Below are 14,155 nucleotides of genomic sequence, written 5' to 3' on the forward strand. Positions count from 1 at the left end.
GCGTCCGTGGCCTGGTGAGCGGTCCGGCGCCGGGCGAGGTGCGTACCGGTGGGTACGGAAAGCGCCGTCCCGTCGGCCCCTGGCGCGGTGGCGCGTACGGGGCGCGCGGGGGTTCCGTGCCGGGGGCCGGGCGGCCCGGCGGGAGGGCCGGCGCGGGCCCGGAGTCGACCGTGTGACGCCCCCCGGGCCGGGCCTGCGCCCGCTGTTCGAAAGCCGGTGTGCGGCACGATGAGGGGCCGCATGTGGCTGTATTTCGCCGGTGGTCCACTCCTGTGGCGTGCGGGCGCTGCGGCACGGCGCGGGCGTTTCGGCCCGGAACGTCCCGGCCGTGGCGCCTCACGCCCCGGCCGGCTCCTCCTCCCGCGGGCTCCGCGGTGCGATCCACAACGCCTCGCCCACCGCGCACAGTTCGCCCGCCGCCGTGGCCACCGCCACGCCCATCGTGTGTTTGCGGCCCGACCTGGCCGTCGGCCAGGCGAAGGTGATGTGGTCCTCGCCCGTCGCCGCCGGGCGCAGCAGGGTCGCCGTCAGGGAGGCCGTGAGCGCGCCGGCCGGCAGCTCGCCGAGGTGGATCCCGGCCCACGCCGTCGCGCAGTCCAGGGTCGCCCAGAGCATCTCGGGCCGCAGCCCTCGGTCGTCCGCGAACGCGGGGTGGGGTGTCCAGGCCGCCGCCACGATCTCCCGGCCCGGCACCCGCGTGCAGTGCTGGCGCAGGCCGCGGTCCGGCGTCCGGTGGCCGCAGCCGAAGCAGTCCAGGGGCGTTCCGTCCTCGGCGCGGCCCACCAGCCCGGCGCTGCGGAACGCCTCGGAGGCCGCCGTCGCCTCCGCCAGGGTCGGCGAGGGCGGCGCGGCGGTCGCGGCGAGCTCCGGGGCAGGGGTCGCGGTCGCGAGTAGGGTGCCGGACGCGTCCGTCAACCGGGCGCCGCCTGCGTCGAGTCCGGCCAGGTGGAGCGGCGCGTCGACCGGCGTCGCCGCCCGGAAGTCGATCCGTACGGTGCCGGCCGCCGCGCGTTCGGCGAGCAGTCCCGCGACGTAACCGCCGTAGGCGACGCCCGGGTAGCCCTGGTAGAGCGCGGGGATGGTGAGGACGTCCCGTAGTCCGGGGCCCGCGCCGGTGTGGGTCCCTGTGTGGGGCCCTGTCTTCGTCTCCGTCATGAAGTCACTCAACTCCCCGTTCTCGTGCGGTTCTTGGTTGCCTCTGCCGGTTCTCCGTACGTGGTGAGAGTCATCCGCTTCCGGATCGCATACGGGACATCCCGCCCTCACCCCACCACGCTGTCCCGCCACGCCCGGTGCAGGTCGGCGAACGCCCCGGTACCCGCGATGAGTTCGCCGGGGCTGCCGTCCTCCACGACGCGGCCGTGTTCCATGACGAGGACGCGGTCGGCGATCTCCACCGTGGAGAGGCGGTGGGCGATCACCACGGCCGTGCGACCGCGCAGCACCGTGTGCATCGCGCGCTGCACCGCCCGCTCGCCCGGGATGTCCAGCGAACTCGTCGCCTCGTCGAGGATCAGCACCGCCGGGTCGGCCAGCAGTGCCCGCGCGAACGCCACCAACTGCCGCTGGCCCGCCGAGATCCGGCCGCCCCGCTTGCGCACGTCCGTGTCGTACCCGTCCGGGAGCGAGGCGATGAAGTCGTGGGCGCCGATGGCCTTCGCGGCGCGCTCGACCTCCTCGCGGGTGGCGTCCGGGCGGCCGATCGCGATGTTCTCCGCGACCGTCCCGGAGAACAGGAACGCCTCTTGGGTCACCATCACGACCCCGCGCCGCAGCTCCGTGCCCGCGAGCTCGCGCAGGTCGACGCCGTCCAGGAGGACCCGGCCCTCGGTCGGGTCGTAGAAGCGGGCGAGCAGCTTGGCCAGCGTGGACTTGCCCGCGCCGGTGGAGCCGACCACGGCCACGGTCTGCCCGGCGGGCAGCGTCAGGTCGAAGCGGGGCAGCACCTCGCCGCCCGTGCGGTAGGCGAACCGCACCCCGTCGAACCGGACCTCGCGTCCCGGGTGGTCGGACTCCAGGACGGGCAGCGGGCGCGCGCGGGACGCGGGCGGCTCGGGCACGGTGGGCCTCTGGGCGAGCAGGCCCGCGATCTTCTCCAGGGAGGCGGCAGCCGACTGGTAGGAGTTGAGGAACATGCCGAGCCGGTCGATCGGGTCGTACAGGCGCCGCAGGTAGAGCACCGCGGCGGCGAGCACGCCGAGCGCGAGCCCGCCGTCCGCCACCCGCTGGGCGCCCCACAGCACGATCGCGGCGACGGCGGTGTTGGCGACGAGCCGCGAGCCGACCACATAGCGGGCCATCTCCAGCATGGCGTTGCCGTTGGTCCGCTCGTGGCGGCGGTTGAGCTCCCCGAACTCGGCGTCGTTGGCCCGCTCCCTGCGGAACGCCCGTACCGGCCGGATGCCGTTCATCGTCTCCGCGAACTTCACGATGACGGCGGCGATGGCGGTCGAGCGGTTGCGGAACATCGCTCCCGCGCGCCGCTGGTAGAGGCGTACGAGGAGGTAGAGCGGCACGAAGGAAGCCACCGCCACCGCGCCGAGGCCCAGGTCGAGCCAGAGCAGCATCGCCGAGATGTAGACGAAGGAGAGCAGGACGGTGATGAGCTCCTGCAGGCCCTCGCTGAGCAGTTCGCGCAGCGACTCGACGTCGGTGGTGGAGCGGGAGATGAGCCGCCCCGAGGTGTACCGCTCGTGGAAGTCGACGCTGAGCGCCTGCGCGTGCCGGAAGATGCGGCCGCGCAGGTCGAGCAGGACGTCCTGGTTGACGCGCGCGGAGGCGACGATGAACGCGTACTGGAGCGCGCCGGACGCGGCCGCGCAGCACAGGTAGCCGACGCCGACGGCGATCAGCGGGCCGTAGTCGTCGGCGCGCACGGCGGGCACGCCGCGGTCGATGGCGTACGCGACGAGCAGCGGACCCGCCTGCACCACGGCCTGCTGGAGGAGGAGCAGTACGGCGGCGAGCGTGACGCGGCCGCGCAGCGGCGAGAGCAGCGAGCGCAGCAGGGCGCGGGTGGCGCCGGGCGGCGCGGGCAGCTCGTCGCGGTCGAAGGGGTCGCCGGGGGCGGGGGAGCCCTCGGGCGGCCCGGGCGGTGCGGGGCGGCCGGACTCCTCCGGTTCCTCCGGGTCGAGCGGTTTCTCCCGTACGGATGTCGACGAGGTCATCGGGCAGCCTCCTCGGCGGGGCGGTGGGGGTCGGGGGTGACGGGGCCGGGCTCGGGGTCGGCGGTGCCCTCGGCTGCGGTGTCCGCCCCCGACATCAGCCAGGCGTACTCCGCGTTCTCCCGCAGCAGGTGCTGATGCGTGCCGACGGCGGCGACGCGCCCGCCGGACAGCAGCGCGACCCGGTCGGCGAGCAGCACCGTGGAGGGGCGGTGGGCGACGACCAGCGCGGTCGTGTCCGCGAGGACCCGCCGCAGCGCCGCCTCCACCAGCGCCTCGGTGTGGACGTCGAGCGCGGACAGCGGGTCGTCGAGGACCAGGAAGCGGGGGCGGCCCACCACCGCGCGGGCCAGCGCGAGCCGTTGGCGCTGGCCGCCGGAGAGGCTCAGGCCCTGCTCGCCGACCTGGGTGCCGGTGCCCTGCGGGAGCGCGTGCGCGAAGTCGGCCTGCGCCACGTCGAGGGCGCGGCGCAGCTCCGTGTCGCCCGCGCGCTCGTCCGCGCCCATCAGGACGTTCTCCCCGACCGTCGCCGAGAACAGGGTCGGCTCCTCGAAGGCGACGGCGACGAGCGAGCGCAGCCGTTCGCGGTCCATCGCCGTGATGTCCTCGCCGTCGAGCGTGATGCGGCCATCGGTCGCCTCGTGCAGCCGCGGCACCAGCGCGGTGAGCGTCGTCTTGCCGCTGCCGGTCGCGCCGACCAGGGCCATGGTCTCGCCGTGGCGCACGTGCAGGTCGATGCGGGCGAGGACGGCGGGGGCGTCCGGGTCGGCGTCGGGATACCGGAACTCCACGCCTTCGAACCGCAGTCCGCCACCGGCACTGGTCTCGACGCCTGCGCCGCCGGCACCGGCTCCGCCTTCCGTACCGGCGGCCTTGTCGCCGGCACCGGCACCCGCCCCGCCCGCACCGCCGCCCGAGCCCTCCGACGGCGTGCCCTCCGACGACGTGACCTCGGCAGGTGCCGCACCCGCCGCACCCGCACCCACCGCACCTCCCGCGTCCTCCGGCTCCGCGTCCATCACCTCGAAGTACCGCTCCGTGGCCGTCGCCGACTCCTGGCTCATCGCGAGCAGGAAGCCGATCGACTCCACCGGCCAGCGCAGCGCGAGCGCCGTCGACAGGAAGGCGACCAGCGTGCCCGCCGACAGGCCGCCGTCCGCGACCCGCACCGTGCCGAGCACCAGCGCCGCCCCGATCGCCGCCTCCGGCAGCGCCATGATCACGGCGTAGATCGCGGCCAGGATCCGGGCCTTGACCAGCTCGGTGCCGCGCAGCGTGCGCGACAGCTCGCGAAAGGCCCGCGCCTGGCTGCGGTGGCGGCCGAAGCCCTTGATGATGCGGATGCCGAGCACGCTCTCCTCGACGACCGTCGTCAGATCGCCGACCTGGTCCTGCGCGCGCCGCGCCGCCACGGTGTACCGCCCCTCGTAGTACGCGAGGGCGATCACCATCGGCACCACGGGCGTGAGCAGCACCAGGCCGAGGGTGAAGTCCTGCCCGAGCAGGATGACCACGCCGACCAGGATGGTCGCGCCGTTGACCAGCAGGAACGTCAGCGGGAAGGCGAGGAACATGCGCAGCAGCATCAGATCCGTCGTGCCGCGCGAGAGCAACTGCCCCGACGCCCACCGGTCGTGGAAGGCCACCGGGAGCCGCTGCAGATGGCGGTAGAGGTCCGCGCGCATCGCGGCCTCGACGCCCGCGAGGGGCCGGGCGATCAGCCACCGCCGCAGCCCGAAGAGCAGCGCCTCCGCGACGCCGAGCAGGAGCAGCAGGAGAGCGCCCAGCCACACCCCTCCCGTGTCCCGGTCCGCCACCGGGCCGTCCACCATCCACTTGAGGACGAGAGGGAAGACGAGCCCGGTGCAGGAGGCGATGATCGCGACAATCGCCGCTGTGATCAGGCGTGTTCGGACCGGCCGGACGTACGGCCAGAGCCGCAGGAGTGTCCGTACGGTCGACCGTTCCCCGGTGGTGGCAGCTGAATTCGGCATCAGGAGCGAGCCTACGGATCGCCACTGACAGAACCCACCGAGTTTTGGACCGTAGGCGGTACGGCGCTGGTCCTCGGACCGCGGCCCCGTACCGGCCCGCGTACCGGCCCCCGTGGCGGCCCGCGCCCCCTGGTCGTACCCCGCCATCAACCGATCGGCTGATGCGCCTTCGAGCGGGTCGGCCGATGTGCGCACCCCCGCCCACCAGCCATTCTCGACACATGCCCCTCATCGAAGTGCACGGACTCAAGAAGGCCTACGGCGGCCGCCCCGTCGTCGACGGCGTCTCCTTCGCCGTCGAGGAGGGCGAGATCTTCGGCATCCTCGGCCCCAACGGCGCGGGCAAGACCACCACCGTCGAGTGCGTCGAGGGCCTGCGTGTCCCCGACGCCGGCTCCGTCCGCGTCGCCGGGCTCGACCCGGTCGCCGACCACGAGCGGCTCACCCGCATCCTCGGCGCGCAGCTCCAGGAGAGCGAGCTCCAGGCGAAGCTCACCGTGCGCGAGGCCCTGGAGCTGTACGCCGCGTTCTACCCGAACCCCGCCGACTGGGGGCCGCTGGCCGAGCGGCTGCGGCTGACCGACAAGCTGGACAGCCGCTTCGGCAAGCTCTCCGGCGGCCAGAAACAGCGCCTGTTCATCGCGCTCGCGCTGATCGGCAACCCGAAGGTCGTCGTCCTCGACGAGCTGACCACCGGCCTCGACCCGCGCGCCCGCCGCGACACCTGGGAGCTCATCGAGGAGGTGCGCGCCGGCGGCGTCACCGTCCTGCTCGTCACCCACTTCATGGAGGAGGCCCAGCGCCTCTGCGACCGCGTCGCCGTCATCGACAAGGGCCGGGTGGCCGCCCTCGACACCCCGGCGGGCCTGATCAGCCGGGCCGCGAGCTCCACGGTCATGTCGTTCACCCCGTCCGCGCCGCTGGACGAGCGCGTGCTCGCGGCGCTGCCCGCTCTCACCTCCGTCGAGCACCGCGACGGCCGCTACACCCTGAACGGCACCGACGAGACCGTCGACGCCGCCATCACGCTGCTCGCCCGGCACCACATCACCGCCCACCAACTCCGGGTCGCCGACGCCACGTTGGACGACGCCTTCCTCGACCTGACGGGAGCAACGGCATGAGCGCCGCCGCAGTCCTGCCCACCGACCGGAACGAGCGGCGCCGGGCGTCCCGCGCCGTCCTGAGGGCCGAGCTGCGCCTCTTCCGCCGCGAACCGGCGGCCATCTTCTGGATCATGGTGTTCCCCACCGTCCTCCTGGTGGTCCTCGGCTCCATCCCGTCCTTCCGGGAGACCAGCGACGCGCTCGGCGGCCTCCGGACGATCGACGCGTACGTGCCGGTGACGGTGATCCTGCCGCTGATCATGGCGGGGCTGCAGGCCATGCCGCCGCTCGTCACCGGCTACCGCGAGCGCGGCATCCTGCGCCGGATGTCCACCACGCCGGTGCGCCCCGCCGCCGTCCTCGGCACCCAGATGGGCCTCTACGGCACGGCCGCCCTCGTCTCGGCGCTGCTCTCCCTGACCGTGGGCCGGCTCGCCTTCGACGTGACCCTGCCGCGCCAGGCCTTCGGCTACGCTCTCGCGCTGCTCCTGGCCATCTCGTGCGGGCTCGCCCTGGGCGCCCTGGTCTCGGCGCTCGCCCGCACCACGAAGGCCGCGACCGCCATCGGCTCCGCCGTCTTCTTCCCGATGATGTTCAGCGCGGGCGTGTGGCTGCCGGTCCAGGCGATGCCCGACGTACTGCGCCGCATCGTGGAGGTCACCCCGCTCGGCGCCGCGTCCCAGGCCCTCAACGAAGCCGCGGCCGGCGACTGGCCCGGCTGGCTCCACCTGGGCGTCCTCGCGCTGTGGACCGTGGCCCTGTCGGCCGGGGCCGCCCGCTGGTTCCGATGGGAGTGAGCCCTCCGGTGTGGTCCGCCGGGGGCACCGAGGTCGCCGGGGTGGACGACACTGGACCGGTGAGCACGAACACGACGGCCGCCATGATCACCGTCGAACAGCGCTGGGGCACCTTCCACCGGTGGGGCCCCTACGTCCTGCTGGGCTTCGGCGTCCTCATGTCGGTCGCCACCAGCGGTGTCGTCGGCATGGGCCGCACCGAGTGGTACGTGGCCGGCGCCCTGACCGGCGCCGGTGCCGCGCTCCAGGCGGGATGGGGCGTGCTGGCCCGCTCCCGGCCCGGCCCCTCGACCGCGGGCACCCTCTACTACGCGCTGCGCTGGGCCATCGCCTTCGCGCTGACCTGGCTCAACCCGTTCTTCGCGTTCTACGCCGTCGTCGGCTACTTCGGCGCCGAACGGCTGCTGCCGCCGCGCCTGGTCAAGCCCGGCCTCTTCGCCACCGCCGTCACCATGGCGGGCTCCCAGTCCGGCGGGCTGCCGCCGGCCAACGGCCTCGGCTGGGGCGTCTTCGGCGGACTGCTCGCGGTGAACGTCGCGCTGCTCTCCGTCTTCGCCCACCTCGCCGCCCAGGAGGACGAGCGGGCCCGCGTCCAGGCCGTCACCATCACCGAACTGGAACGCACCAACACCGCGCTGCAGCAGGCGATGGACGAGAACGCCGCCCTGCACGCCCAACTCCTCGTGCAGGCCCGCGAGGCGGGCGTCGCCGACGAGCGGCGCAGGCTCGCCGCCGAGATCCACGACACCATCGCACAGGGCCTGACCGGCATCATCGCCCAGCTCCAGGTCGTGGCGGGCGCCGACGACACCGGGAACAAGGCGCTGGCCCGCGAGCACCTCGGCCGCGCCGCCGACCTCGCCCGGCACAGCCTGGGCGAGGCCCGCCGCTCCGTGCACAACCTCTCGCCGGCGCCGCTCGCGGACGACCGGCTGCCCGAGGCACTCAAGAAGACCGTCGCCGAGTGGGCGGACCGCACCGGCGTCCGCGCCGAGTTCACCGTCACCGGCACCGCCGAGGACCTGCACGACGAGATCGAGGCGACGCTCCTGCGCATCGTCCAGGAGGCGCTGTCCAACGCCGCCCGGCACGCCGACGCGGGCCGCCTCGGGGTGACCCTGTCCTTCATGGGCGACGAGGTCAGCCTCGACGTCCGCGACGACGGCCGCGGCTTCGACCCGCTCGCCACGGCGGTGCGCACCGGCACCGGCGGATTCGGCCTCGACGGGATGCGGGCCCGCGCCGAACGCGTCGCCGGTTCGCTCACCGTGGAGTCGGAGCCCGGCGGCGGTACGGCGGTCTCGGCTCGCGTACCGTTGGTGCGCCATGAGCACTGAAGTGATCACTCTCCTCCTCGTCGACGACCACCCCGTCGTCCGCGACGGCCTGCGCGGCATGTTCCTCTCCGCCCCCGGCTTCGAGGTCCTCGGCGAGGCGTCGAACGGCGTGGAGGCGGTGGCCCTGGCCGGCGAACTCGACCCGGACGTGGTCCTGATGGACCTGCGCATGCCCGGCGGCAACGGCGTCGACGCGATCACCGAGCTCACCCGGCGCGGCGCCCGCTCCCGCGTCCTGGTCCTCACCACGTACGACACGGACTCCGACACGCTCCCCGCGATCGAGGCGGGCGCGACGGGATACCTGCTCAAGGACGCCCCGCGCGAGGAGCTGTTCACCGCCGTCCGCGCCGCCGCCGAGGGTCGCACGGTCCTCTCGCCCGCGGTCGCCTCCCGGCTCGTCTCACGCGTGCGCGCCCCCGGCAACGAACCGCTGAGCACCCGCGAGAGGGAGGTGCTCGTGCTCGTCGCCAAGGGCACGTCGAACCGCGCGATCGCGGCGGAGCTCTTCATCAGCGAGGCCACGGTCAAGACGCATCTCACCCACATCTACGGCAAGTTGGGCGTCAAGGACCGGGCGGCTGCGGTGGCCACGGCGTACAGCAGGGGAATCCTGGGCTGAGGGGGGGGGGCTGTCGCTGGGTGCGGGGAACCGCGCGCCCAGCGACAGCCGCCCCCGCGGCCCACGGACGAACCGGTCAGACGGCCTCCCACAACGCGGGCGTGTGGGGCGGCTCCCATCCCGGCTGCGCCTGGTGCCCCTGGAGGCAGCGGTACGTCGACCCGCCGTAGGTGACCGAGTCGCCCGGCGCGTAGACCTTGCCGGCCGCCCAGCTGCCGCCCGGCTCGGGGTCACCGGGGCCGGGGTCCCCGCCGCCCGTGGTCTTCAGGGTCAGGCCGAACTGCTGGAGCAGCGGATTGATCGGCTGGTAGAACGTCGTGCCGCCGCTGGAGCAGTTGCCCGAGCCGCCCGATGTGACGCCCTGCGCCTGGCTCCCGGAGATGAAGGAGCCGCCCGAGTCGCCGGGCTCCGCGCAGACCGAGGTCCGCGTGACGCCGTTGATGGTGCCCTCGGGGTAGGTGACACTGGTGTTGTGCTGCTGGATCGTGCCGCAGTGCCACCCCGTCGTGGAGCCGGACCGGCAGACCGACGCACCCACCGGGGACTGCGTGGAGCCCCCGACGCCGACCCGCTGGCCGCCCTGGCCCTTCACGTACGGGGTGGCGGTCCACTGGGCGTTGGTGGCGACCCAGGCCATGTCCAGACCGGGGAAGACGGACGCCTGGAACGTGCCCTGGGCCACCTGGTTGTAGCCGCTGGTCGCGGTGCCCGCGCGCCCGCAGTGGCCCGCCGTGGCGAAGCCCTGCTGGGCGCCCTTGGTGACCGGGAAGCCGATGGAGCAGCGGCCCCCGCCCATGTAGTACGCCTCGCCGCCCACCAGGTCGTACAGCGGTCGCGGCCGCTCCTTGGTCCGCTCGACGCGTACGAGGGAGGGGTCCACGCCCGCCGCGGCGACGAGGGAGTCCGCCGCGGCGGCCCGCACGGCCCGCACCACGACCGCGTTGGCGCGCACGTCGACGTACCGGACGGGCACGTCGCGCGCCGCCGTCCGGCCCGCTGCCCGGTCCAACCGGGCCTGTGCCGCGTCCAGTTGGGCGGTGGAATGGTCGACCACCTTCGCCTCGGCGCCCCGCGCCTCGATCGCGGGGACGTCGGCGGCGTCGGTGGTGGCCACGGTGAGCCGCGCGGAGGTCGCACCGTGCACCCAGGCGCCCGCGAAGTCACGGCCGAGCGCGTTCCGCAGGGCTCCCGCGACGGCGCCGGCCTCGGCCTCGTGGACCAGCCGGGCCTCGGCCTGCGCCGCCGTGAGGCCGAGATCGCGCCGCATGGCCCGCAGGGCCTGGGGAGAGGTCGAGCCGACGGCGGCGGTCGCGGCGGGGGAGGAGGGTACGGGGTCTCCTTGCGCGGAGGAGGAGGCGGCGGCGGAGGCAGACGCGGATCCGGGAAGCCCGGCGAGGACCAGCGCGCCGGCCGCGACCGCCGCGGCACACGCGGCCGTGACGCGGCGGTGATGGGTGGGGAGCATACGAGGTCTCCTCGGGGAACCGGGGACGAGCGGGGATCGCCCCACACCGTAGAACGCTCAACTGCCGCCCATCAGCTGTCGGTTCACCCCCGGTACCGACGTTATGGAAGCCCCTCCAGGAGCCCGCGCAGCCGACTTCGACCTACGGGGCCGGGACCACGGGGCCGAACACCCCTCACCCCCGGCTGAGCCGAACGCGCCCCCTCACCCCGGTGGAGCCGACGGCGCGGAGAGCCAGGCCGTGTAGCTCTCGCTGCGGGCCGCCGCCTCCGCGTGGGCGGCCCGCGCCTGCGCGAAGACCGCCGCCGCGGTGTCGTGGGCCGGCGCCGCCGGGTGCCAGCCCAGCAGATGGCGCCAGTACAGCGGCGCCCCCGCCAGCGGTCTGGTCACCAGGCCCGGCGTCGGCGGGAACGTCGCCCGGCACAGCCCCACCGCCCGCCCCACCTGCACCAGATGCACGCACGAGGCGACGTCCGTCTCGTACACGCACGCCGGCGTGAACCCCGCCCGCGCGCACGCCGCGGAGAAGCAGTCCGCGAAGCAGCCGTCGCCCGGCACGTCCGTCCACGCCTCGTCCGCGAGCAGCGCGAGGTCGATCTCCGGGCGGCCGGCCAGCGGGTGGCCGGTGGGCAGCATCACGAAGACCGGGTCCCGGGCCACCTCGCGCCACACCAGGAGCTCGCTCTCCGGCGGCGCGCTCGCCCCGCACGTGCCGACCAGCGCGAAGTCGAGCCGCCCCGCCGCTGTACGGGCCGCGATCTCCCGCTCCGACCACGAGGTGTGCGTCGTCACCGACGCCCCGGGATACGCGGCCGCGAGCCGGTCCACGAGGGCGCCGAGCAGCGGCCCGTGGATGCCGCCGAGCCGGAACCCCGCACCGACCTGCCAGGCCTGCGCGAACCGCTGCGCCTCCTCGCGCAGATCGCTCACCGCGGGCAGCACCACCCTGGCCCGCGCCAGCACGAACTCGCCGAGCGCGGTGGCCCGTACGCCGTGCCGCCCGCGCTCGAAGAGCTCACCGCCGAGCGTGCGCTCGATCCGCTTCAACTGCGTGCTCAGCGCCGGCTGGGCGAGCCCGAGCGCGGTGGCCGCCTTCGTCAGGCTGCCCGCGTCGGCGATCGCCCGGATCGTCCTCAGGTGCCGCAACTCCAGGTCCATGACGTGAGCTTGGAGCCACCCCCGGGCCGGGGCAAGACTCTGGTCCGGACCAGAAGTGATCATCGCAGGGCCATCGGTACGGGCGGCGGGCGCGGACGGAGATCACCCCAACCCGTCGAGCACCCGCAGCAGCACCACCGACCTCCCCTCCACCGTCAGCACCGCGCCCGCCCGGTGCACCGCCCCCGGCGCCGCCGCCTGCTCCTCCGCCGAGGTGTCCACGACCACCTCGTAGGCCCCGGCCCACGGCGGACCGGGCAGCACGAACGCCGACGGCCGCTCCGCCGCGTGCAGGACCGCGAGGAAGCTGTCGTCGACGACGGGCGCGCCCCGCGCGTCACGGCCGGGTATGTCCCGTCCCGACAGATACATGCCAAGCGTCGCCGTGGGTGCGTACCAGTCGGCCTCCGTCATCTCCGTACCGCCCGCCGTGAACCACGCCAGATCGCGCAGCCCGTCCGCCGAGTGGGCCCGCCCGGAGAAGAACGCCCGTCTGCGCAGCACCGGGTGACGGTGTCGCAGCTCGATGAGGCGCGCCGTCAGCGCACACAGCTCCCGCCACCCCGGCTCCTCCCGGAGCCCCCAGTCGACCCAGCTGATCTCGTTGTCCTGGCAGTAGGCGTTGTTGGAGCCCCGCTGGGTGCGGCCCATCTCGTCGCCCGCGACCAGCATCGGCACCCCGGTGGAGAGCAGCAGCGTCGTCATCAGGTTGCGCAGCTGCCGGCGGCGCAGCGCCGTGACGTCCTCGTCGTCGGTCTCGCCCTCGGTCCCGCAGTTCCAGGCCCGGTTGTCGTCGGAGCCGTCCCGGTTGCCCTCGCCGTTGGCCTCGTTGTGCTTGCGCTCGTAACTGACCAGGTCCCGCAGGGTGAACCCGTCGTGCGCCGTCACGAAGTTCACCGACGCGTACGGCCGCCGCCCGCCCCACGCGTACAGGTCGCTCGACCCCGAGAGCCGGTACCCCAGATCCCGTACGTCCGGCAGCGCGCCCCGCCAGAAGTCCCGCACCGCGCCCCGGTAGCGGTCGTTCCACTCCGTCCACAGCGGCGGGAACGCCCCCACCTGATAGCCGCCCGAGCCCACGTCCCACGGCTCCGCGATCAGCTTCACGCGCCGCAGCACCGGATCCTGCGCGATCACCGCGAGGAACGGCGAGAGCATGTCGACGTCGTGGAAGGAGCGCGCGAGCGCCGCCGCGAGGTCGAAGCGGAACCCGTCCACCCCCATCTCGGTCACCCAGTACCGCAGCGAGTCGGTGATCAGCCGCAGCACGTGCGGCTGGACGACCTGCAAGGTGTTCCCGCAGCCCGTGTAGTCCGCGTACCGCCGCGCGTCGCCCGGCTGCAACCGGTAGTAGCCGCGGTTGTCGATGCCCTTCAGGGAGAGCATCGGACCGAGCTCACCGGCCTCCGCGGTGTGGTTGTAGACCACGTCGAGGATGACCTCGATGCCCGCCTCGTGCAGCGCCCGCACCATCCGCTTGAACTCGCCGACCTGCTCACCCCTGGTGCCGGACGCCGCGTACGCCGCGTGCGGGGCGAAGTAGCCGACCGAGTTGTAGCCCCAGTAGTTGCGCAGGCCCCGGCGCAGCAGATGGTCCTCGTGCGCGAACTGGTGCACGGGCAGCAGTTCCACCGCCGTCACGCCGAGCCGTACGAGGTGCTCCAGCGCCGCCGGATGCGCCAACCCCGCGTACGTACCGCGCAGTTGCTCGGGGACTCCCGGATGCAGCTTGGTGAAGCCGCGCACGTGCAGTTCGTAGATGACGGAGTCCGCCCACGGTGTCTTGGGCCGCCGGTCGTCCGCCCACTCGTCGTCCGGCGCGTCGTCGTGCACCACCACGCCCTTGGGCACGTGAGGCGCCGAGTCCCGCTCGTCGCGGACGGTGTCCGCCACATGCTGCTGGGGCCAGTCGCGCACGTGCCCGTACACCTCGGCGGGCAGCCGGCCGTAGTCGTTGCCCGGACCGCCGTCCACCGCGCGGGCGTACGGATCGAGGAGCAGCTTCGCCGGGTTCCAGCGGGCGCCCGTCCAGGGGTCCCAGCGGCCGTGCACCCGGTAGCCGTACCGCTGCCCGGGGCGCACGCCCGGCACGAAGCCGTGCCAGATCCCGTGCGTCAGCTCGGTGAGACGGCAGCGCGTCTCGACGGTCCGGGACCCCTCCGTGTCGAACAGACACAGCTCGACCGCCTCCGCGCCGCCCGCCCACAGCGCGAAGTTGGTGCCCGCGACGCCGTCGGGACCGACCCGGAAGCGGGCGCCCAGCGGAGTCGGCGCGCCCGGCCAGACCGGGCGGCTCGGCGCGGCACGGGACGCGGCCCGGCCCCTGCCGTTCACCGTCGGGGCGGGCCGCCCGGTCGTGCCGCGCCCCGCCGTCCGTGCCTTCTGCGCTGCCTCTTGCTCGGGCTGCGCTGCCTCTTGCTCGGGTGCGCTCGACACCTGCTCGCCTCCCGCGGCTCCGTCGGCCGACGCGCGAAGAAGGGCGTGCGGCGTCCCGGCCGCGGCTCCCCCCTAC

Annotated in this window: 10 protein-coding genes; 4 read left to right on the plus strand and 6 right to left on the minus strand. The window is 74.2% G+C overall.

The window, feature by feature from the left end; all coding sequences use genetic code 11:
* Positions 1-336: 336 nt before the first annotated feature.
* The 3 genes from ACZ6B8_RS33125 to ACZ6B8_RS33135 all read right to left on the minus strand — a co-directional run bounded on the left by ACZ6B8_RS33125 (position 337) and on the right by ACZ6B8_RS33135 (position 5,158).
* A complete protein-coding gene (locus ACZ6B8_RS33125; RefSeq protein WP_471609591.1) occupies positions 337-1,155 on the minus strand; it encodes a PaaI family thioesterase in 819 nt (272 codons plus the stop codon).
* A 107-nt stretch (positions 1,156-1,262) separates the two neighbouring features.
* Entirely contained in the window at positions 1,263-3,167 is a 1,905-nt protein-coding gene (locus ACZ6B8_RS33130; RefSeq protein ID WP_471609592.1) for an ABC transporter ATP-binding protein, read from the minus strand.
* Positions 3,164-5,158: an ABC transporter ATP-binding protein gene (locus ACZ6B8_RS33135; RefSeq protein ID WP_471609593.1), complete on the minus strand. Its 1,995-nt coding sequence runs from the start codon at positions 5,156-5,158 to the stop codon at positions 3,164-3,166. The genes ACZ6B8_RS33130 and ACZ6B8_RS33135 overlap by 4 nt, the downstream gene beginning before the upstream one ends.
* A 221-nt stretch (positions 5,159-5,379) precedes the next feature.
* Between ACZ6B8_RS33135 and ACZ6B8_RS33140 the strand changes: the two genes are divergently transcribed.
* The 4 genes from ACZ6B8_RS33140 (at position 5,380) to ACZ6B8_RS33155 (ending at position 9,020) form a co-directional block, all read left to right on the plus strand.
* Complete coding sequence (locus ACZ6B8_RS33140; protein ID WP_471609594.1) at positions 5,380-6,282, plus strand: ABC transporter ATP-binding protein; 903 nt, start codon at positions 5,380-5,382, stop codon at positions 6,280-6,282.
* The gene (locus ACZ6B8_RS33145; RefSeq protein WP_471609595.1) at positions 6,279-7,061 is read left to right on the plus strand and encodes an ABC transporter permease; all 783 of its coding nucleotides are present in this window, start codon (positions 6,279-6,281) and stop codon (positions 7,059-7,061) included. The genes ACZ6B8_RS33140 and ACZ6B8_RS33145 overlap by 4 nt, the downstream gene beginning before the upstream one ends.
* Positions 7,062-7,144: 83 nt before the next feature.
* Complete coding sequence (locus ACZ6B8_RS33150) at positions 7,145-8,398, plus strand: sensor histidine kinase (RefSeq protein WP_471609713.1); 1,254 nt, start codon at positions 7,145-7,147, stop codon at positions 8,396-8,398.
* Complete coding sequence (locus ACZ6B8_RS33155) at positions 8,388-9,020, plus strand: response regulator (protein ID WP_471086116.1); 633 nt, start codon at positions 8,388-8,390, stop codon at positions 9,018-9,020. The genes ACZ6B8_RS33150 and ACZ6B8_RS33155 overlap by 11 nt, the downstream gene beginning before the upstream one ends.
* A 76-nt stretch (positions 9,021-9,096) precedes the next feature.
* On the opposite strand, the gene ACZ6B8_RS33160 is transcribed toward ACZ6B8_RS33155, so the two are convergent.
* From ACZ6B8_RS33160 to glgX, 3 genes are all read right to left on the minus strand, one after another.
* Positions 9,097-10,485 carry a carbohydrate-binding protein gene (locus tag ACZ6B8_RS33160; protein ID WP_471609596.1) on the minus strand — a complete coding sequence of 463 codons (1,389 nt, stop codon included), beginning with the start codon at positions 10,483-10,485 and terminating at the stop codon, positions 9,097-9,099.
* A gap of 204 nt (positions 10,486-10,689) precedes the next feature.
* Positions 10,690-11,643, minus strand: coding sequence for a LysR family transcriptional regulator (locus tag ACZ6B8_RS33165; RefSeq protein ID WP_471609597.1), 954 nt, complete (start codon positions 11,641-11,643; stop codon positions 10,690-10,692).
* Between the two features lie 102 nt (positions 11,644-11,745).
* Positions 11,746-14,079: a glycogen debranching protein GlgX gene (glgX, locus tag ACZ6B8_RS33170; RefSeq protein ID WP_471086125.1), complete on the minus strand. Its 2,334-nt coding sequence runs from the start codon at positions 14,077-14,079 to the stop codon at positions 11,746-11,748.
* Positions 14,080-14,155 lie beyond the last annotated feature (76 nt).

It is taken from the genome of Streptomyces sp. NPDC041122 (assembly GCF_055592445.1).

What these genes read in the sequence shown, in the direction of transcription:
- ACZ6B8_RS33125 (WP_471609591.1), bottom strand. Translation starts at nt 1,155, where the DNA reads ATGACGGAGACGAAGACAGGGCCCCACACAGGGACCCACACCGGCGCG.
- ACZ6B8_RS33130 (WP_471609592.1), bottom strand. Translation starts at nt 3,167, where the DNA reads ATGACCTCGTCGACATCCGTACGGGAGAAACCGCTCGACCCGGAGGAA.
- ACZ6B8_RS33135 (WP_471609593.1), bottom strand. Translation starts at nt 5,158, where the DNA reads ATGCCGAATTCAGCTGCCACCACCGGGGAACGGTCGACCGTACGGACA.
- ACZ6B8_RS33140 (WP_471609594.1), top strand. Translation starts at nt 5,380, where the DNA reads ATGCCCCTCATCGAAGTGCACGGACTCAAGAAGGCCTACGGCGGCCGC.
- ACZ6B8_RS33145 (WP_471609595.1), top strand. Translation starts at nt 6,279, where the DNA reads ATGAGCGCCGCCGCAGTCCTGCCCACCGACCGGAACGAGCGGCGCCGG.
- ACZ6B8_RS33150 (WP_471609713.1), top strand. Translation starts at nt 7,145, where the DNA reads ATGATCACCGTCGAACAGCGCTGGGGCACCTTCCACCGGTGGGGCCCC.
- ACZ6B8_RS33155 (WP_471086116.1), top strand. Translation starts at nt 8,388, where the DNA reads ATGAGCACTGAAGTGATCACTCTCCTCCTCGTCGACGACCACCCCGTC.
- ACZ6B8_RS33160 (WP_471609596.1), bottom strand. Translation starts at nt 10,485, where the DNA reads ATGCTCCCCACCCATCACCGCCGCGTCACGGCCGCGTGTGCCGCGGCG.
- ACZ6B8_RS33165 (WP_471609597.1), bottom strand. Translation starts at nt 11,643, where the DNA reads ATGGACCTGGAGTTGCGGCACCTGAGGACGATCCGGGCGATCGCCGAC.